Source organism: Silanimonas sp. (genome assembly GCF_044377035.1).
Lineage (GTDB): Bacteria > Pseudomonadota > Gammaproteobacteria > Xanthomonadales > Xanthomonadaceae > Silanimonas.
In genome coordinates this window covers 1-18,060 of the sequence record NZ_JBILJW010000020.1, presented here as the reverse complement: position 1 = coordinate 18,060, position 18,060 = coordinate 1, and the positions used below count along the sequence as shown (strand labels likewise).

Here is an 18,060-nt window from a genome sequence, read left to right as displayed (position 1 = left end):
CATTCCCGGCCCCAGACAAGACAAAAGCCGGTGGCGCTTGAGGCGCCCCGGCTTTGCGAAATTATCCGCCCTTTTTCCGCCCCCCGCCACCCCGAAGGGCGGCGGGCGGCCACGGCTCAGCGCCGGGCCTGCTCGAAGTACTCGAAGAACTCCGAATCCGGATCGAGGACCAGCGTGGTCTTGCCGTCGGCGAGCGCGCCGCGGTAGGCCTCGAGGCTGCGATGGAAGGCATAGAACTCCGCGTCCTTGCCGTAGGCGCCAGCATAGATCTCCGCAGCCTTGGCATCGCCTTCGCCGCGGATCTTGGCGGCATCGCGCTCGGCGTTGGCGAGGATCACCTGGGCCTGCTGGTCCGCCTCGGCGCGGATCTTCTCGGCGCGCTCGTTGCCTTCCGCACGCGTGCGGGTGGCGACTTCCTCGCGATCGGCGCGCATGCGGTTGAATACGCGATCCAGCACAGACTCGGTGCCCGACGCGCCGTCATCCGGCAGGTCGATGCGCTTGATGCGGACGTCGGCCACCTTGATGCCGAGCGTGGCGGCGCCCTTGTTGATCTCGTCGATCAGGCCGGCGGTGGAATCCCGGCGACCGGCCTCGGCGAGCTGGCGCAGCGTGCTGCGGTTGATCAGGCTGCGCAGGGCGCCTTCGACGATCGGCGACAGGCGAGTGATGGCCTGGCTCTCGATGCCGCCGCCGGCGGCGCGGTAGTACTGCGCCACGTTCTCGATGCGCCATGCGACGAAGTAGTCGACCTGCACGTCCTGCTGCTCGGACGTGAGGTAGCGCTTGTTGTCGGCCGTCATCGTCAGCAGGCGGCGATCGAAGGTGCGCACCGTCTCGATCAGCGGCACCTTGAAGCGCAGGCCGGGCTGGACGTCCTCGCGGACGACCTCGCCGAGGCGCAGCACGATGGCCGTGTCGGTCTGGTCGACGGTGAACACCGAGCCCATCAGCAGGAGGATGGCGAGTGCGGCGGCGATCAGGAGATTGGGGAGCTGGCGCATGTCAGCGGCTTCCTTCGCGGAGTTCACGGTCCGTCGGACGGGCCGGGCGGGCGGATTCACTGGCTTCGACGGCAGCGGCCTGCACTTCCGGGCGCGACAGCAGCGGCGGTGCCGTGCCGGGGTCGCCCGTCGCCGCACCACCCTGGGTGGTCGGCTGCAGCAGCAGCGTGTTGCCGCTGGCGCCGGCGATGATGCGCGGATTGGTCGCCAGCACCTGCTGCACGGTCTCGAGGTAGAGGCGCTTGCGGGTCACTTCCGGCGCCTTGCGGTACTCGGCCAGCAGCAGCTCGAAGCGCTGGGCCTCACCCTCGGCACGCGCCACGACGGCTTCGCGATAGCCGTTGGCGGCAGCGAGCGTCCGCGAGGCCTGGCCGCGGGCGCGGGGCACGACCTGCCCCTCGTACGCCTGCGCGACGTTCTGGAAGCGCTGGGCGTCCTGCTCGGCCGCGATCACGTCGTCGAAGGCGGCCTTCACCGCCGCCGGCGGCGCCGCCACGGGCAGCACGAGCTGGTTGATCGTCAGGCCGGTGCGGTACTTGTCGAGCGAGTCCTGCACCATCTTCTGGACGCTGGCCGTCAGGTCGTCACGCTTGTTTAGCGCGGTCTCGAGGTCGGCATTGCCGATGGCCTCGCGCACCGCGCTTTCCGTGAACTGCTGCAGAAGGTCGCGCGGCGTGCGCGTACCGAACAGGAAGTCTTCCGGGTTGGTGATGGTGAACTGGACGTTGTAGCCGATCTCGACGAGGTTCTCGTCGCGCGTCAGCGCCAGCATCTGCTCCTCGACCGCGCCGACGTCCTGCGCCTGCACCACGATCACGCGCTCGATCGGCCACGGCAGCTTGAAGTTCGCGCCCGGCTCCATCATCCGGCTGTACTCGCCGAAGCGCAGCACGACGCCGCGATCACGCTCGTCGATCAGTTTGAAGGAGTTGAAGACCAACCAGACGAGCACGAGGCCGCCGATCAGGTAAAGCGGGTTGAAGCCGTCGGCACCCCCGCGGCCACGGCCGGCGCCACCGCCGCCGAACATGCCACGCAGTTTGTCGACGAACGCCTGCACCTCGCGGTTCGGGTCTTTCCCGCGCCAGGGGTCGTTGTTGCGGTTTCCGGGTTGGTTCCAGGCCATGGGGGCTCCGTGCGGACACCCGCAGGCCGCGGGCGTCGATCAGTTCACAATTCTAGGTAGGGGTGACAGGGGCAACAAGCAAGAGACCGTGAAGCGGATGGCCGCCGGGCGCGGCCGCAAGCCGCTCAGCCGTGCCGCGCGGCAGCCGGACCTCGAGCTGCCAGCCAGCCTCGTCGACCGTCTCGGCACGCACCGCCCCCATCGCGTGGAGCTGGGCCCGGAGCCGGCCGTCGGCGGCGCCGAGCATCAGGCGCCCCACCAGCAGGTCGGCGGCAAAATGGGTGCCCAAGGCCTCCAGCAGGGCGTCCAGGCCGGCACCGGCGCGCGCCGACACCCAGGCCTGCGTCGCCTCGCCGTCACGGACGTCGATCCGCGGCTCCAGGCCCTCGATGCGGTCGATCTTGTTGAAGACCGTCCACTGCGGCACGTCGCCAGCGCCGATCTCCTCGAGCACCGCGTTCACCGCGGCGATCCGCGTGTCGCGCTCGGGATCGGAGGCGTCGACGAGGTGCAGCAGCAGGTCCGCTTCGCGCGCTTCGGCCAAGGTCGAGCGGAAGGCCGCCACGAGGTCATGCGGCAGGTCGCGGACGAAGCCGACGGTGTCGGAAAGCAGCAGCGGGCCGCAGGCGAGGCCGTCGATGCGGCGCACGGTCGGATCCAGGGTCGCGAACAGCTGGTCCGCCGCGTACACACCACTGCCGGTCAGCGCGTTGAACAGCGTCGACTTGCCCGCATTGGTGTAGCCGACGATGGCGACGCGCGGCAGCTCGTTGCGCATGCGCGCGCGGCGCATTTGCGTGCGCTGCACATCGATGCGCGAGAGACGCTTCTCGAGGGCGTCGATGCGCGCGCGGATCAGTCGCCGGTCGGTTTCCAGCGCGGTCTCGCCGGGGCCGCGCAGGCCGATCGAACCACCGCGCTGCGAGTCCATGCCCTTGCCCTTGCCGGTAAGGCGGGTGGCGGAATGCTTCAACTGCGCGAGTTCGACCTGCAGCTTGCCGTCGGCGCTCGCGGCGCGCAGCGCGAAAATGTCCAGGATCAGGCCGACGCGATCGATGACGCGCCGCCCGAGGTCGTCGCTCAGATTGCGTTCCTGCACCGGGCTCAGGGTGGCGTTCACCAGCACGACGTCGACGTCGGTGGCCTCGCAGTAGCCCTTGAGCTCCTCGACCTTGCCGCTGCCGAGGTAATGGCTGGCACTGGGGCGCTCGATGCGGGCATCGATGACGGCGACCACCTCGGCACCGGCCGAGCGCGCCAGGTCGGCGAACTCCTCGGCGATGGCGGGATCGCGTTGTCCGGGCGCCGCCGGCTGGACCAGCAGGGCGCGCTCTCGGCGGGGGCTGTTCATCGGTACGGGCGGCGGAGAACGCGCCGCGCGAAGGTCACTCGTTGCCTTCGTCGGGCAGCTCGTCGCCACCCTCGCCGCCATCGCCGGCTGAATTCACCTGGCCGCCGCCGGGCCCGACGCGGACGTTGCGCGATGGCACCACGGTCGAGATGGCGTGCTTGTAGACCATCTGGCTGACGGTGTTGCGCAGCAGGACGACGAACTGGTCGAAGCTCTCGATCGTGCCCTGCAGCTTGATGCCGTTGACGAGGTAGATCGACACCGGGATCCGTTCGCGACGCAGCGCGTTCAGAAACGGGTCTTGAAGGCTCTGGCCTTTCGACATGGGGAATCCGGTGTGGTTGTTCTTCTCGGGACACGCATCCTAGCCCGCGGACCGGTCACGCGCGAGTGAGCGCAGCACGCGGGGAGCGAGCGGCGCAGCGGCGATTCAGGCGTCGGGGCCGAGAAAGGCCTGCATCGCCCGGTCCAGCGGCGCGCGCGAGGTCGAGGGGTCGAACCACAGCGCATCGTGTTCGCCGCGCAGCCACGTGAGCTGGCGCTTGGCGAGGTGGCGCGTGGCGGCGATGCCCTGCTCGACGAAGGTCGCGGTGTCGGTGGCGCCGTCGAGGTGCTGCCAGGCCTGCCGGTAGCCGACGGCGCGCATCGCCGGGAGGTCGGGATGCAGGCGCGGGTCGGCCTTGAGCGCGCGAACCTCGTCGAGGAACCCGGCGGCCAGCATCGCGTGGAAGCGGCGCGCGATGCGTTCGTGCAACACCGCGCGGTCGGTGGGCGCCAACACGAGCTTGAGCACGCGGAACGGGAACGGCGCACGCGCCCCCCGGCTGCGGGCCTGCCACTCGCTGATCGGCACCCCGCTCAAGCGGAACACCTCCAGCGCACGCAGCGTGCGCTGCGTATCGCCGGGCTTGATGCGAGCACCCGCCACCGGATCGACGCGCTGCAATTCGGCATGCAAGGCCGGCAGGCCGCGATCCACGAGTTCGTCCTGAAGCTGCTCGCGCATCGCCGGATCGGATTCGGGCAGGTCGGAGAGCCCCTCCAGCAAGGCCTTGAAGTACAGGCCGGTGCCGCCGACGAGCAAGGGAACCCTGCCCTCCGCGGAAAGCGCCTGCATCTCGCGCAGGGCATCGCGTGCGAAGTCCGCAGCGGAATAGGGTTCGTGCGGCTCGCGGAGGTCGATGAGCCGATGCGGTGCGCGCGCGAGGGTCCCGGCATCGGGCTTCGCACTACCGATGTCCAAGCGTCGGTAGACGAGGGCGGAATCGACGCTGATGACCTCGGTACCGAGGCGCTGGGCCCAGTCGACGGCGAAATCGGTCTTGCCGGACGCGGTCGGGCCCATCACCGCCACGGCCCGCGGGCGGTGGTCGGCGCGTGGATCGACGGCGAGGGAGGAAAGGAGGTCGAAGGAAGCGTTCGGCATCGGCGCGCAGCATAGCCGCAGGACACCCGGGTGAGTCCCGCGCCGTTGTGCGGGCCCGGTGCGGGGCGTAGATTCGAAGCCGATTCCCGCTGCGCCGCCCTACGGAGCCCCGTCCATGTCGCGCCTGAAGGCTTTCGGATTCCTGCTGGTCTTCCTGATCCCCGCCACCCTGCCCTTCGCGGCGTGGTTGGCATCGCAAGGACTGGCGCCCGGCGCGGCGGCATGGTTCCCGCTGGTGGCGCTGTTCGTGCTGCTGCCACTCGCCGACTACACGCTGGGCCACGACAGCCTGAACGTACCGGTCGAGCAGGAACGCGCCTTCGCCCACTCGCGATGGTTCCGCGGCCTCACCGTGCTGGCGCTGCCGGTGCACCTCGGCGTGCTGGCGTGGAGCGGATGGTGGTTTGTCGGCGCCGACCTTTCCCCGGTGGCCATGGCCGGCTGGCTGCTGTCGCAGGGCGTGGTCGGTGGCGTGCTCGCGATCAATACCGCCCACGAGCTGATTCACAAGGACAGCCGTTTCGAGCAGGCCGTCGGCGGCCTGCTGCTGGCCTCGGTCGGTTACCACGGCTTCAAGGTCGAACACGTCCGCGGCCACCACGTTCACGTGTCGACGCCGGAGGACGCCTCGAGCGCCCGCTATGGCCAGGGCCTGTGGCACTTCCTGCCGCGCGCGCTCCTCCACAACACGCGCAACGCCTGGGCCCTCGAGGCCACGCGCCTGCGCAAACTCGGCCTGCCTGCCCTGCACTGGCGCAACGAACTGGTCGGCTGGACGGCGGCGTGGCTGGCGATGGCCGCGGCGATGACGGCGTGGCTCGGTGTCGTGGGCCTCGGCTTCTTCCTGCTGCAGGGCCTGTTCGCCGCGAGCTCGCTGGAAATCATCAACTACATCGAGCACTACGGCCTCGAGCGCCGGAAGCTGCCCGACGGCCGCTACGAGCGGACGACGCACCTGCACAGCTGGAACAGCGACTACCGGCTGTCGAACCTGATGCTGTTCCAACTGCAGCGCCACAGCGACCACCACGCCTTCCCGAAGCGGCCCTACGCCATCCTGCGTCACCACGCCGACAGCCCGCAGTTGCCCGGCGGTTACGCGTCGATGTTCGTCCTGGCGCTGGTGCCTCCTCTGTGGTTCCGCGTGATCCACCCGCGCGTCGAGGCTTTCCGCGCCCGCGTCGCGACGGCTTGACCGCCCCCCCTGCCCCCCCAGAAAAGGATTCCTGATGCTTCGAAACGCCGCTGCACGGGGCGCCATGCTCGCTGTCGCCTTGGCGATCGCTCCCCTCGCCCATGCCGGCGTGCTCGCCACCGAGCTTCTGCCGATGCCGCTGGCGCCGGAGATGGAGAGTTCCACCCAGCTGTACCTGCCCGAAGCCTTCGATCCGAAGCAGCCTACCTGGGTGTCGTACACCTTGATCGCGGTGTCGCCCACCGCCGAGCCGGAGGGACAGGTTGTCGTCACCGGCATGTTCGAGCGTGAGCCGACGGCCCCGACCGCGGGCACGGTGCTGTTCGAGCCCCGCGACCTGCGCGTCACGAAGTCCGCCGGCACGATCCAGCAGCAGTTCGAGCAGAACTTCGGAATACGCAGCGAGTCCGAACTCCGATCGATCTGGGGCGACGCCATGTACGACGCCTACGTGGCGGTGAACGCCGGCACCGGCCGCATGCTCGACGGCACGGCGGTGCGCGAGTTGCCGCCCCTGTCGCAGGGCGATCCGATCCTGCTCGTCAGCGTGGAGAACGCGAAGGGCATCCAGCCGGCCGGACTGCTCATCACCGTCGGCCAAGGCGAAATCCCCGCGGCACACAAGCCAAACATCGAATCCACCGGCGCCTTCCAGCTCGGGCTGGGGATCGGGAGGATGCTGCCGATCCTGCTGCTGATTGGCGTCGGCTACGTCGTCTACCGCGTCATCCGGTCACGACGCGAAGGCTGAGCGGCGCGCCGCCTACTCGTCGTCGGGCCAGCGGATCGACGGCATCGCCGGCTTGCCCCGCGGCGTCGGTACGGTAGCCACGGCCGCCCACACCTTGAGCGCGTCGACAGTCGCCGCCACGTCATGCACGCGCACCAGCATCGCGCCGTTCTGCACGGCGATCAGGTGCGCGGCCACCGAAGCGGCCAAGCGATCCCCAACCTCACGCCCGGTGATCTGGCCGAGGCTCGACTTCCGCGACAGCCCCGCGAGCACCGGCACGCCGATCTCGGTGAAGCGCCGGAGCTGCGCTAGGAGAGCGAGGTTGTGTTCGAGCGCCTTGCCGAAGCCGAAACCGGGGTCGATGACGATGCGCCGCTTGTCGATGCCCGACATCTCGCAGGCGAACACGCGCTCGGCGAGGAAGCGGTGCACCTCGCCGACCACGTCGTCGTAGGCCGGGGCCTGCTGCATCGTCCGCGGCTCGCCGGCCATGTGCATCAGCACGACGGCGGCCTTCGACGCCGCCACCGCCTCGAGCGCGCCTTCCGCGCGCAGCGCCATCACGTCGTTCACCATGCCGGCGCCGGCGGCCAGCGCGGCGCGCATCACGCCGGGCTTGGTGGTGTCGATGGAGATCGGCACGGCCGTCTTCGCCACCAGCGCTTCGATCACCGGCAGGACGCGGGCGAGCTCGGCGTCTTCGTCCACCGGCTCGGCGCCGGGCCGGGTCGATTCGCCACCGATGTCGAGCACGTCGGCGCCTTCCTCCACGAGCCGCAGCCCATGCGCGACGGCGGCTTCGACCGTCGCATGGTGGCCGCCATCGGAGAACGAGTCCGGGGTGACGTTGACGATGCCCATCACCCGCGGGCGATCCAGCCGCAGCACTCGGCCGGCGCAGTCGATGACGGGAACGGTGTCGATGCCGAACATCATGGATTCTCCCCGGATGGGCTCAGCCGCGGGTGCGCTCGAGCAGCAGCATCATGAAGATGCCCTGCAGCACGGCGTCGCGCGCTTCGCCGTCGAGCGCCGCATGCGCATCGATGCGGTAGCGCCCTTCCATCAGCGCCGGCACCTTCTGGACGCGCATCACCAGGGTGCCGCTGCGATCGGTGAGCAAGTAGGCCGGATGCAGCCAATAGCCGGCGAACAGCCCGATGATCGGCAGGTCGGACAGCAGGCCGTCCAGCACTTTGATCCATGGATTCTCTTCGCTGACGGTGAGCAGCAGGCCATCGGCGGCCTGGATCTCGTAGTGGGCGCGCCACAGCGAGCGCATGCCGTGGCGACGCACGACGCCGATCGGCTTGCCTGCGGCGTCGGCGATGCGATAGGCCGCGTTGAAGTCGAGCACCCGGTCCGCGCGGATCTCGAACAGGCGGCGCGCCTGCGCCTCGTCGGCGAAGACGGTGACGCTCTCCTTCAGCTTGAAGAGCTTCTGCTTGACGTAATGGGTGAGCGTGCCGCGCGCGTCGGTGACGCGGATCTGCGGCGAGAGCGCGATGCGCTTGAAGGCGACTTGGAGGGGGAAATGCATGAGGAGGGCGGCTGGACGGGGCGCCCATGCTCGCCGCTGCGCCCGGCCGCCACAAGCCCGGGCTAGTCGCCGATCTTCAAGATCAACCAGCTGCCGATGATGGCCATCGGCAGGCCGAGCAGCAGGGCGGCCCAAACGAGCGGGGCCGGTTTACCGAGCCAGAGGTTCAAGCCCGAGACCGCGAGGGCGGCGAAGCCGCTACCCACCAAGCCACCGCCCACCGCGCCGCGGAGGCGATTGCGCCGCGATGCACGCAGCACCGCCGCGGCGTCGACCAACGGCGGTGAGCGGCCGGAGGCGATCAAGCCTGCGGAGCCGCCGGGCCCAGCGGGGCACCCGCCGAAGGGCCGTCATTGTCCTTCACCGGGGCGTTGCCCGCCTTGCCCCAATCCGCCGGCGGGCCCGGACGACGGCCTTCCATGATGGCGTCGATCTGATTTGCGTCGATGGTCTCGTAGGTCAGCAGCGCCTCGGCCATCACATGGAGCTTGTCCATGTTGTCGGTGAGGATCTGCTTCGAACGGGCATAGGCACGGTCGAGGATGCCGCGCACGACCTCGTCGATCCGGCGGGCGGTCTCGTCCGAGACGTTCTTCGTCTGCGAGACGCTGCGACCGAGGAACACCTCGCCTTCGTCCTCGGCGTACGCGATCGGACCGAGCTCGTCCGAAAGGCCCCACTTGGTGACCATGTTGCGGGCCATCTTGGTCGCGCGCTCGATGTCGTTGGACGCGCCCGTGGTGACCTTGTCCGCACCGAAGATCAGCTCTTCGGCGACGCGGCCGCCATACAGCGAGCACAGCATCGACTCGATGTGGACCTTGTTGTAGCTGTAGCGGTCGCCTTCGGGCAGGTACATCGTGACGCCCAGCGCGCGGCCGCGCGGGATGATCGTCACCTTGTAGACCGGGTCGTGGTCCGGGACGACACGCCCGACGATGGCATGGCCGGCCTCGTGGAAGGCGGTGAGCTTCTTCTCGTCCTCGCTCATCGCCATCGAACGGCGCTCGGCGCCCATCAGGATCTTGTCGCGAGCCTTGTCGAAATGCTCCATGCGGACGAGCTTGCCGTTCTCGCGCGCGGCGAACAGCGCGGCCTCGTTGACGAGGTTGGCGAGGTCGGCGCCCGAGAAGCCCGGCGTGCCACGCGCGATGGTCATGGGCACGACGTCATCGGCCAGCGGCACCTTGCGCATGTGCACCTTCAGGATCTGCTCGCGGCCCTTGACGTCCGGCAGGCCGACGACCACTTGGCGGTCGAAGCGGCCCGGACGCAGCAGGGCCGGGTCGAGCACGTCGGGGCGGTTGGTGGCCGCGATGACGATCACGCCTTCGCCGCCTTCGAAACCGTCCATCTCGACCAGCATCTGGTTGAGGGTCTGCTCGCGCTCGTCGTGGCCGCCGCCGAGGCCGGCGCCGCGATGGCGACCGACTGCGTCGATTTCATCGATGAAGATGATGCAGGGCGCGTGCTTCTTGGCCGTATCGAACATGTCGCGCACGCGGCTCGCACCGACGCCGACGAACATCTCGACGAAATCCGAACCGGAGATGCTGAAGAACGGCACCTTGGCCTCGCCAGCGATGGCGCGGGCCAGCAGGGTCTTGCCGGTGCCCGGCGGGCCGACCATCAGCACGCCGCGCGGGATCTTGCCGCCGAGCTTCTGGAACTTGCCCGGGTCGCGCAGGAACTCGACGAGCTCGCCGACTTCTTCCTTCGCTTCGTCGCAGCCGGCGACATCGGCGAAGGTGACCTTGATCTGGTCCTCGCTCATCAACTTGGCCTTCGAACGGCCGAAGCTCATCGCGCCCTTGCCGCCACCCTGCTGCATCTGGCGCATGAAGTAGATCCACACGCCGACCAGCAGCAGCACCGGGAGCAGGCTGACCAGCAGGGACAGGAAGAAGCTGTTCTGCGGCGGCGGCTCCTGGGTGAAGCTGATGCCCTTCGCCAGCAGTTCATTGGTGAGGTCGCGGTCTTCCGGCTTGAAGGTGACGAAGCTCTCGCCGTTCTTCCGCGTGACACGCGTCGTCACGCGATCCGCCTCGATCTCGACCTTCTGGATGTTTCCGCTGCGGACTTCCTCGATGAACTCGCTGTACGCGACGTCGCGTCCCGCGCTCGGGCCGCCGGAGAAGTTCTGGAACACCATCGCCAGCACGACGGCGACGACGAGCCAGAGGAGGAGATTGCGGGCGAGATCGTTCATTTCATCGGTCCTTCGCGCTTGGCGGTCGCCAGCGCATACACCTCGGTCGAACGCTTTCGCGACGCCTCGGGCTTGCGGATCACCACGCGCTCGAAGCGAGTGCGCAGTTGCCGTACGTAATCGTCGAACCCCACCCCCATGAACAGCTTGATGAGGAAGGCGCCGCCGCGTTTCAGGTGGCCGTCGCAGAAATCCAGCGCGAGCTCGGACAGATGCATCGCCCGCGCCTGATCGGTGACGGCCACGCCACTCATGTTGGGGGCCATGTCGGAAAGCACAAGGTCGACCGGCGCACCCGCGAGAAGGGCTTCCAGCTGCGACAGTGTTTCCGGCTCCCTGAAATCACCGTGAAGGAAATCGACGCCCGCGATCGGCGGCATGTCGAGGATGTCCAGCGCGACCACTCGCCCGCGGTCGCCGAGCTGCTTGCGGGCCAGCTGCGACCAGCCACCCGGGGCCGCGCCCAGGTCGACGATGGTCATGCCGGGCTTCAGCAGCTGGTCACGTTCGAGCAGCTCCTCCAGCTTGTAGGCCGCGCGCGAACGCAGGCCTTCGGCCTGCGCCTTCTTTACGAAGGGGTCGCTGAAGTGCTCCTTGAGCCAGCGTTGGCTGGACTTGCTGCGGGTGGCCATGGTGCCGCCGTGGGGAAGGCCCCCCATGATACCCTGCGCGCCCTTCGGGCCGCCCCGGGCCGAAGGTCCTGCTGCCGCCGAAGGTTCCCGCCATGCCCATCGCCCTCACTTCCGCCCAGAAGCGCTACCTGCGCGGGCTGGCCCATGACCTGAAGCCGGTGATCCTGGTGGGCGGCAAGGGCGTGACCGACGGCCTGGTGGCCGAGACCACGAGCGCTCTGCAGATCCACGAGCTGATCAAGGTGAAGGTCGCTGCGGAGGACCGCGAGGCCCGCGACCTCGCCATCGCCACCCTGGCGGACGCGGCGGATGCCGCGCTGATCGCGCGGATCGGCAACATCGCCGTGATGTTCAAGCCCCGCGCCGACAAGCCGCTGATCGCCCTGCCGCGCTGAGCCATGCCGCTCGCCCAGGAGCAGCCCGATTTCCGCTTCGTGCCCCGCGGCGTCGATGCCGAGGGTCGGGTGACGATCAATGACACCCGCTTCGAAGCCAGCTTCTTCGTGTCCGGGGAGCAGCTCGTCGAAGGCTGGCGACCACGGAACGTGGCCGACCTGCAGCCCGACGACCTCGCTCCCCTGTTCGCCTTGCAGCCGACGGTGATCCTGCTCGGCACCGGCACGCGCCATGCGTTCCCCGCCCCGGCAGTCATGGGCGCAGCCCTGACCCGCGGCATCGGCTTCGAACCGATGGTGAATTCCGCCGCGGCGCGCACCTTCGCGGTGCTGGCCGGCGAAGGCCGCAAGGTCGTGGCGGCCTTCCTGATCGACCCCGGCGCCTGACGCGCCTCCCTTGCTGGATGGCGCTGGCGCTCAGCGCCGGGGCAGCAGCGGTGCCGGATCGACCGGCTTGCCGTTCCGGCGGATCTCGAAATGCAGCATGTCTCGGCTGGTGCCCGTGCGCCCGAGTTCGGCGATCTGCTGACCAGCGCTGATGTTCGCGCCTTCGGCGACGAGACGACGGCGGTTGTGGCCGTAAGCCGAGAGCCATTCGTCGTTGTGCTTGATGATGATCAGCTCGCCGTAGCCCACCAGTCCCGCGCCGGAATACACGACGGTGCCCGCGGCCGCGGCGCGCACCGGCTGCCCGGCGGTGCCGGCGATGGCGACGCCCTGCCGCGCCTTGTCGCCTTCGGCGTAGCGCGAGATCACCTGCCCCTGGGTGGGCCATTGCCATTGGCCGGCACGGAACGCGCCGGTACCCGCCGGACCGGTCGGCGTCGAGGCCGGCACTGCGACCGGGGCGGGTGCGGCGACCGCGGCCGGCTGCCGGGGCGCGGCCGCGAGCGGCGGGTTGGACGGCGTTGCCACGATGGCCGGCGCAGCGGGCGGCGCATTCGCTGGTGCCGTCACCGGTCGGGCGGGCGGGGCCGAAGCAGACGCCGCCGGCGGAACGACCGGGCCTGAGGATCCTGCCGGACCCCTCGGGATGGAGGGCGGACCCGACGCAACCATCGGAGCCGGGGCCGAAGCGGGGGGCGTCCTGGAGGGCACCGAAGCGACGCGCCCCCCCGTCGCGGCGCGACGCGGCGCAGTCAGTCGCAGGACCTGGCCCGGCTTGATCACGAAGGGCTCGCCGATGCCGTTCCAACGCGCGACTTCGCGCCAGTCGAGGCTGTTGCGGAAGGCGATGCCATACAGCGTGTCGCCGGCCTGCACCACATGGGAGGGGCCACGAGGCGCGGTCGAGGCCGCTGCCCTGGCCGGCCTCGCATCGGTGTAGATGGGGCGCGGGGCCGCCTCTTCACGAACCACGGTGGTGCTGGCGCAGGCGGCCAGCAGCAGGGCCGTCGCCGACAGCGCGATGCCGCGCAGGGCGCCGACGGCCGGATTCCGATTCCGCATCACTGCACTCCCGACAACAAGGGCACGAAGACCACCGCGCCCAGATCGTCCTGTTCGATGGTGTCGCCTTCGCGACGCAGGCGCAGCAGGCGCTGGGCGCTGGCGCCGCCAACCGGCGCAACGAGCGTGCCGCCGGGCGCGAGCTGTTCGAGCAGGGGCGCCTCGAGGGCCGCACCACCGGCGGTGACGATGATGCCGTCGAACGGGCCATGCTCCGGCCAGCCGAGGCGGCCGTCGTCGTGGCGCGACCGGATGTCGAGCGACAGCTGGCGGAAGCGGCGGCGCGCATCGCGCAGCAGCTCGTCGATGCGCTCGACAGTGAACACCTCGATGCCCAGCGTGGACAGCACGGCGGCCTGGTAGCCGCTGCCGGTGCCGACCTCGAGCACGCGCTTCGGCAGGCTGCGTTCGATCAAGGCCTCGGTCATGCGCGCGACCACCCAAGGCTGCGAGATCGTCTGGCCGCGGCCGATCGGCAACGCGGTGTCCTCGTAGGCGCGGCTGGCCAGCGCCTCGTCGATGAACTGGTGGCGCGGCACGCTGCCGATGGCGCGCAGCACGCGCTCGTCGGTGATGCCCTGCTCGCGCAGGCGCTGCAGCAGGCGCTCGACGGCACGTTGGCCGGTCATGCCGACGCCGGGCACGGCGCGCGGGGCGAGTTTCAGCGGCGTGGTCATGCGCGCGCCAGGCCCTTCGCCAGCCCGCCCACCCAGCCGGCGACCGTCTCCAGCGCCTGGTAGCGCGTCAGGTCGACATGGATCGGCGTGATCGAGACGAAGCCGCGCTTCAGCGCGTCGAAATCGGTGCCGGGGCCGGCGTCCTGCTCGGGGCCAGCGGGGCCAATCCACCACACGGGGCGGCCGCGCGGGTCGGTCTGCGCGACGCAGGGCTCGGCGCGATGGCGGTGGCCGAGGCGCGTCACCTCGAAACCAGCGACATCGGCCCAGGCACGGTCCGGCACGTTGACGTTGAGGATGGTGTCGGCCGGCAAGGGATCGGCCACGAGACGCGCCACGAGTTCAACGGCAACACGCGCCGCGGTGTCGAAATGCAGGCCCTGGTGGTCGCGCGTGACCAGCGACATCGCGATGGCGGGCAGGCCTAGGAAGCGCCCCTCCATCGCCGCGGCGACGGTGCCGGAGTAGATGACGTCGTCGCCGAGGTTGGCGGCGTTGTTGATGCCGGAAACGACGATGTCGGGCTGCTCGTCGAGCATGCCGGCGAGAGCGAGATGCACGCAGTCGGTCGGGGTGCCGGCCACGCTGTAGACGCCGTCGCGGATCCGCTTGGCGCGGATCGGCATGTCGAGCGTGAGCGAATTGCTGGCGCCGCTGCGGTCGCGGTCCGGTGCGACGACCGTGACCGCGTGGCCGGCGGCCTTGAGCCCTTCGGCGAGGGCGTGGATGCCGGGGGCGTCGACCCCGTCATCGTTGCTGACCAGAACGCGCATGGAATCCCCACTGAAGCGAGCCGCCATGATAGCGAATGCCGGCCGTGTCGATGCCGCGCTCGCATCGCTTCGGCTAGCCTGTGCGGCGATGAAGATTCCCCGCGCCCTCCGCAAGGCCGTCACCCGCAAGCCCGCGCCGGTCGCGGCCCCCGAGCCCGAACCCGACGATGCCGCGCTGTTCCGCGAGGCCATCGGCCCGGTGCGGGTCATCGAAACGGAAGCGCCGGCCGTCGAGGCCCCCAAGCCGCAGCCCAACACCCGCCGCCACGACGAGGACGAGGCCGAGGCCTTGCGTGAAACCATGCGCCAGCCGCTCGACGCACTGGCCTACGCGATGGGCGAGGTGCTGGAGTTCCGCCGCGACGAGGTGGCGCCGCAGACGCTCAGGCGCTTGAAGCGCGGTGAGTTCGCGGTGCAGGACGAACTCGACCTGCACCGGATGCGCGTCGACGAAGCCGAGGCGGCGCTGCGGGTATTCCTTGGCGAAGCCCGGCGCGCGCAGTTTCCTTGCGTGCGGCTCGTGCATGGCAAAGGGCTGCGTTCGGAAGCCGGCCCCGTGCTGAAGGCGCTGGTTGATCGAGTGCTGCGCCACCGCGGCGACGTGCTCGCCTTCGCCTCCGCCCCGGCGGCCCAAGGCGGCACCGGCGCGACCCTCGTGCTGCTGCGCGGCGTCTGAGGCCGCGCGCCGCTCAATCGCCGTCGGGCAAAGCGTCGCCCGCACCTTCACCCGTCTCACCGCACAGGCCGGCCAGCACCGCCGTGGCGTAGCAGCCCGGCGGCAGGCGGAAGCGCAGTTCAAGGGCGTCGTCGGCCGGCCACGTCCAGGCCAGCCCCTCCGCGCGAACGCGCAGCGCGCGGCGCTCCTGCGACAAGCCGGCCTCTTCGAGGCCCTTGCACAGCGCCGCCTCGTCGGCAGCGACGGTGGATTCCAGCGCGTTCGCCGAACCGGTGGTCCGCAACGCGCCACGACCCCACAGCGGGCCGGTGGGATGCAGGTCGAACGCGGCCACGCGGGCCTCGAGTTCAGGCGTCAGCGGTTCCGGGCCGAACACGCTCTTTCGGCCATCGAGCATGAACACTTCGCCGTCGATGGCGCGTTCCCAGCTACCGTCGGCGACGCGCGTGTCGAGCACGCGATTGAACAACTCGGAGCGCGCGGCCGAGAGCAGCATCGAGCGGGTTTCGCGACCCACCTTCGCCCCGGCGAACATGCGCCGCGCCTGCCCGACGTTGTCGCCAAACCGGCCGAAGCGCTGCACGCCGAAGCGGTTCGGGACACCGCGATCAGCGATCGACTGCAGCCGCACTTCGATGGCGGCGCGCAAGGCATCGTCGGGGACGTCGCCGCCCGGACCGCGCAACTCACGCAGCGTGATCGTGAATGCATTGCCGGCCAGCCCGCCGCGCGGCAGCTTGCGCGCATGCCAGTCGTGCGCGACCACGCGGAGGCCCTCGCCTTCGAGCGCCTCGAGCGCCGGCGCGACGCGCTTCGGCAGGTGCACGGTGAAGCGCTGGCGCGTCACCGCCTGCTTGTCCTTCAATCCGGCGTAGCCGATCGCCACCGGCGCGACGTTCGCCCAGCGGCACAGGCGCTGCACGATGTCGGTGGTGGCATGGCCACGCTTCTCGATCCACAACTGCAGGTGCTCGCCCTGCCCCGTCGCCGGCTCGGTGGCGATCTCCTCGACGACGAAGTCCTCGGGCGAGGCCTTGATGCGCGCGGCGAACAGCGGCGGGCCGAACGGCGAGGCGCTCACGCGCGCTCCAGCAGCACCACGGCCATGGCGGCAAGGCCTTCTTCGCGACCGGTGAAGCCGAGTTTCTCGGTGGTCGTGGCCTTCACCGAAACGGCGTCGAGGGACACCCCCAGATCCGCCGCCAGCGTTTCGCGGATGGCCTGTGCATGCGGCCCGACCTTCGGACGCTCGCCGACGACGGTCGCGTCGACATTGCCGATGCGCCAGCCGCGCTCGGCCGCCAAGGCGACGCAATGCACGAGGAAGCGCCGCGAATCCGCGCCCTTCCACTGCAGGTCGGAGGGCGGGAAATGCTTGCCGATGTCGCCCAGCGCCAGCGCACCGAGGATCGCGTCGCAGAGCGCGTGGATCAGCACGTCGCCGTCGGAGTGGGCGACGATCCCCCGCGTGTGCGGCACGCGGACGCCACCGAGGACGACGTGGTCGCCGGGGCCGAAGGCATGGACGTCATAGCCCTGCCCGATGCGGATGTTCGCCATGTTTGCCTCGCCTCAGGCGCGTCCGTCGCCCATGCGACGGAGGATGGATTCGGCCACGGCCAGATCGGCGGGCGTGGTGACTTTCAGGTTGTCCTCGCTGCCTTCGACCAGCAGCGGCTTGAGGCCGAGGCGCTCGATGGCCATGGCCTCGTCGGTGGCGACGACGCCCGCGCGCTCGGCGGATTCCAGCGCACGCACGAGGCTGTCGCGGCGGAAGGCTTGCGGCGTGAGCGCCCGCCACATCGAACCCCGCGGCACGGTGGCTTCGACGCGACCGTCGTCACCGGCGCGCTTCAGCGTGTCGCGCACCGGTGCGGCGAGGAGCGCACCGACCGGGTCGGTCTTCAGTGCAGCAAACAGACGCGACAGATCGAGGGCTTTCACACAAGGACGGGCGGCGTCGTGCACCAGCACCCAGTCGTCGGCGGGCACCGAGGCCGGCAGGGCGCGCAGGCCGGCCAGCACGGAATCAGCACGCTCGCCGCCACCGAGACAGGTGAGCACCGGCTTGCCTTCCAGCTCACGCCAGCCGCGCCAATGCGGGTCGTTCGCCGACAGCGCCACCATCACGCCACTGACCGACGGGTGCGCCAGCAGCGCGCGCAGGGTGTGCTCGATCAATGGGCGACCGAGGAGATCCAGGTACTGCTTCGGAATCTCGCCACCGAAGCGTGCGCCGCGCCCGGCGGCGGGCACCACCACCCAACTCATCCGCCCGACTCGTCGGTGGCCGGCGCCGGCTTCTCGCCTTCCACCACGCGGTAGAAGGTCTCGCCGGGCTTGATCATGCCGAGCTCGGCGCGAGCGCGATCCTCGACGGCCGCTTCGCCGGATTTCAGCTCGGCGACATCGGCGGCGAGCGCCTGGTTGCGCTGTTCGAGGCGGGCGTTCTCCGCCTGCTGTGCGGCCACCCGGGCCTGCAATTCCGCCAGCTGCCCGCGTCCGCCCTCGCCGCGCTCGAGCTGCCAGAGCAGCGCGAAGGCGACGAGCGCGAGGACGACGTGCGGCAACCAACGGCGGATCACTGGGCGGTCAGCGCTTCAGGCTGGTGAACGCGGCGCGGCCGGCGTAGCGCGCCGAAGCGCCCAGGGCCTCCTCGATGCGCAGCAGCTGGTTGTACTTCGCCACGCGGTCGGAGCGGCACAGCGAGCCGGTCTTGATCTGGGTCGCCGTGGTGGCCACAGCGATATCGGCAATCGTCGTGTCTTCCGTTTCGCCCGAGCGGTGCGAGATGACCTGCGCGTAGCGGGCGGCCTCGGCCATCGCGATGGCTTCAAGCGTCTCGGTCAGCGTGCCGATCTGGTTCACCTTGAT

Annotated in this window: 22 protein-coding genes and 1 pseudogene; 5 read left to right on the top strand and 18 right to left on the bottom strand. The window is 70.0% G+C overall.

The features are described from left to right. Positions 1-116: 116 nt before the first annotated feature. From hflC to miaA, 5 genes are all read right to left on the bottom strand, one after another. Positions 117-1,004: a protease modulator HflC gene (gene hflC / locus ACIQ6S_RS11400; RefSeq protein ID WP_397608471.1), complete on the bottom strand. Its 888-nt coding sequence runs from the start codon at positions 1,002-1,004 to the stop codon at positions 117-119. A gap of 1 nt (position 1,005) precedes the next feature. Then, the gene (gene hflK / locus ACIQ6S_RS11395; protein ID WP_397608470.1) at positions 1,006-2,130 is read right to left on the bottom strand and encodes an FtsH protease activity modulator HflK; all 1,125 of its coding nucleotides are present in this window, start codon (positions 2,128-2,130) and stop codon (positions 1,006-1,008) included. A 52-nt stretch (positions 2,131-2,182) separates the two neighbouring features. Beyond that, positions 2,183-3,481, bottom strand: coding sequence for a GTPase HflX (hflX, locus tag ACIQ6S_RS11390; RefSeq protein ID WP_397608469.1), 1,299 nt, complete (start codon positions 3,479-3,481; stop codon positions 2,183-2,185). 34 nt (positions 3,482-3,515) lie between these two features. Beyond that, positions 3,516-3,806 (bottom strand): RNA chaperone Hfq, encoded by a 291-nt coding sequence (gene hfq, locus ACIQ6S_RS11385; protein WP_298338803.1) that lies wholly within the window; start codon positions 3,804-3,806, stop codon positions 3,516-3,518. 105 nt (positions 3,807-3,911) lie between these two features. After that, positions 3,912-4,907: a tRNA (adenosine(37)-N6)-dimethylallyltransferase MiaA gene (gene miaA, locus ACIQ6S_RS11380; RefSeq protein WP_397608468.1), complete on the bottom strand. Its 996-nt coding sequence runs from the start codon at positions 4,905-4,907 to the stop codon at positions 3,912-3,914. Between the two features lie 115 nt (positions 4,908-5,022). Here miaA and ACIQ6S_RS11375 point away from each other — a divergent pair, with 115 nt between their 5' ends. Both ACIQ6S_RS11375 and ACIQ6S_RS11370 read left to right on the top strand, forming a co-directional pair. After that, entirely contained in the window at positions 5,023-6,102 is a 1,080-nt protein-coding gene (locus ACIQ6S_RS11375; protein WP_397608467.1) for an alkane 1-monooxygenase, read from the top strand. A 34-nt stretch (positions 6,103-6,136) separates the two neighbouring features. Continuing rightward, entirely contained in the window at positions 6,137-6,853 is a 717-nt protein-coding gene (locus ACIQ6S_RS11370; protein WP_397608466.1) for a hypothetical protein, read from the top strand. A gap of 12 nt (positions 6,854-6,865) precedes the next feature. On the opposite strand, the gene folP is transcribed toward ACIQ6S_RS11370, so the two are convergent. The 5 genes from folP to rlmE all read right to left on the bottom strand — a co-directional run bounded on the left by folP (position 6,866) and on the right by rlmE (position 11,216). Next, positions 6,866-7,768 carry a dihydropteroate synthase gene (gene folP, locus ACIQ6S_RS11365; RefSeq protein ID WP_397608504.1) on the bottom strand — a complete coding sequence of 301 codons (903 nt, stop codon included), beginning with the start codon at positions 7,766-7,768 and terminating at the stop codon, positions 6,866-6,868. 22 nt (positions 7,769-7,790) lie between these two features. Beyond that, entirely contained in the window at positions 7,791-8,375 is a 585-nt protein-coding gene (locus tag ACIQ6S_RS11360; protein ID WP_397608465.1) for a hypothetical protein, read from the bottom strand. 62 nt (positions 8,376-8,437) lie between these two features. Then, positions 8,438-8,680, bottom strand: coding sequence for a hypothetical protein (locus ACIQ6S_RS11355; protein WP_397608464.1), 243 nt, complete (start codon positions 8,678-8,680; stop codon positions 8,438-8,440). Continuing rightward, a complete protein-coding gene (gene ftsH, locus ACIQ6S_RS11350) occupies positions 8,677-10,584 on the bottom strand; it encodes an ATP-dependent zinc metalloprotease FtsH (RefSeq protein WP_397608463.1) in 1,908 nt (635 codons plus the stop codon). Before ftsH ends, ACIQ6S_RS11355 begins: the two co-directional genes overlap by 4 nt. Then, a complete protein-coding gene (gene rlmE, locus ACIQ6S_RS11345) occupies positions 10,581-11,216 on the bottom strand; it encodes a 23S rRNA (uridine(2552)-2'-O)-methyltransferase RlmE (protein WP_297866931.1) in 636 nt (211 codons plus the stop codon). Before rlmE ends, ftsH begins: the two co-directional genes overlap by 4 nt. Positions 11,217-11,308: 92 nt before the next feature. Between rlmE and yhbY the strand changes: the two genes are divergently transcribed. Together yhbY and ACIQ6S_RS11335 are read left to right on the top strand one after the other, a co-directional pair. After that, positions 11,309-11,611, top strand: a complete 303-nt coding sequence (yhbY, locus tag ACIQ6S_RS11340) for a ribosome assembly RNA-binding protein YhbY (RefSeq protein ID WP_397608462.1) — start codon at positions 11,309-11,311, stop codon at positions 11,609-11,611. A 3-nt stretch (positions 11,612-11,614) separates the two neighbouring features. Next, complete coding sequence (locus ACIQ6S_RS11335; RefSeq protein WP_397608461.1) at positions 11,615-11,998, top strand: Mth938-like domain-containing protein; 384 nt, start codon at positions 11,615-11,617, stop codon at positions 11,996-11,998. A gap of 30 nt (positions 11,999-12,028) precedes the next feature. Here the strand turns inward: ACIQ6S_RS11335 and ACIQ6S_RS11330 are convergent, their stop codons facing one another. From ACIQ6S_RS11330 to surE, 3 genes are read right to left on the bottom strand one after another with little or no spacing between them, the layout of a single operon-like run. Then, positions 12,029-13,060 carry a peptidoglycan DD-metalloendopeptidase family protein gene (locus ACIQ6S_RS11330; protein ID WP_397608460.1) on the bottom strand — a complete coding sequence of 344 codons (1,032 nt, stop codon included), beginning with the start codon at positions 13,058-13,060 and terminating at the stop codon, positions 12,029-12,031. Further along, complete coding sequence (locus ACIQ6S_RS11325; protein ID WP_397608459.1) at positions 13,060-13,737, bottom strand: protein-L-isoaspartate(D-aspartate) O-methyltransferase; 678 nt, start codon at positions 13,735-13,737, stop codon at positions 13,060-13,062. Before ACIQ6S_RS11325 ends, ACIQ6S_RS11330 begins: the two co-directional genes overlap by 1 nt. Beyond that, positions 13,734-14,510 (bottom strand): 5'/3'-nucleotidase SurE, encoded by a 777-nt coding sequence (gene surE / locus ACIQ6S_RS11320; RefSeq protein ID WP_397608458.1) that lies wholly within the window; start codon positions 14,508-14,510, stop codon positions 13,734-13,736. Before surE ends, ACIQ6S_RS11325 begins: the two co-directional genes overlap by 4 nt. 88 nt (positions 14,511-14,598) lie before the next feature. Here surE and ACIQ6S_RS11315 point away from each other — a divergent pair, with 88 nt between their 5' ends. Continuing rightward, on the top strand, positions 14,599-15,186 hold the full coding sequence (locus tag ACIQ6S_RS11315; protein WP_397608503.1) for a Smr/MutS family protein: 588 nt from the start codon (positions 14,599-14,601) through the stop codon (positions 15,184-15,186). A 13-nt stretch (positions 15,187-15,199) separates the two neighbouring features. On the opposite strand, the gene truD is transcribed toward ACIQ6S_RS11315, so the two are convergent. The 5 genes and pseudogenes from truD to eno all read right to left on the bottom strand — a co-directional run. After that, positions 15,200-16,267 (bottom strand): tRNA pseudouridine(13) synthase TruD, encoded by a 1,068-nt coding sequence (gene truD, locus ACIQ6S_RS11310; protein ID WP_397608457.1) that lies wholly within the window; start codon positions 16,265-16,267, stop codon positions 15,200-15,202. Next, positions 16,264-16,746, bottom strand: coding sequence for a 2-C-methyl-D-erythritol 2,4-cyclodiphosphate synthase (gene ispF / locus ACIQ6S_RS11305; RefSeq protein WP_397572192.1), 483 nt, complete (start codon positions 16,744-16,746; stop codon positions 16,264-16,266). Before ispF ends, truD begins: the two co-directional genes overlap by 4 nt. 12 nt (positions 16,747-16,758) lie before the next feature. Next, a complete protein-coding gene (gene ispD, locus ACIQ6S_RS11300; RefSeq protein ID WP_297866922.1) occupies positions 16,759-17,457 on the bottom strand; it encodes a 2-C-methyl-D-erythritol 4-phosphate cytidylyltransferase in 699 nt (232 codons plus the stop codon). Continuing rightward, a complete protein-coding gene (locus ACIQ6S_RS11295; RefSeq protein ID WP_397572191.1) occupies positions 17,454-17,771 on the bottom strand; it encodes a septum formation initiator family protein in 318 nt (105 codons plus the stop codon). The genes ispD and ACIQ6S_RS11295 overlap by 4 nt, the downstream gene beginning before the upstream one ends. A gap of 7 nt (positions 17,772-17,778) precedes the next feature. Next, positions 17,779-18,060: pseudogene (eno, locus tag ACIQ6S_RS11290) on the bottom strand (phosphopyruvate hydratase); the annotation flags it as partial.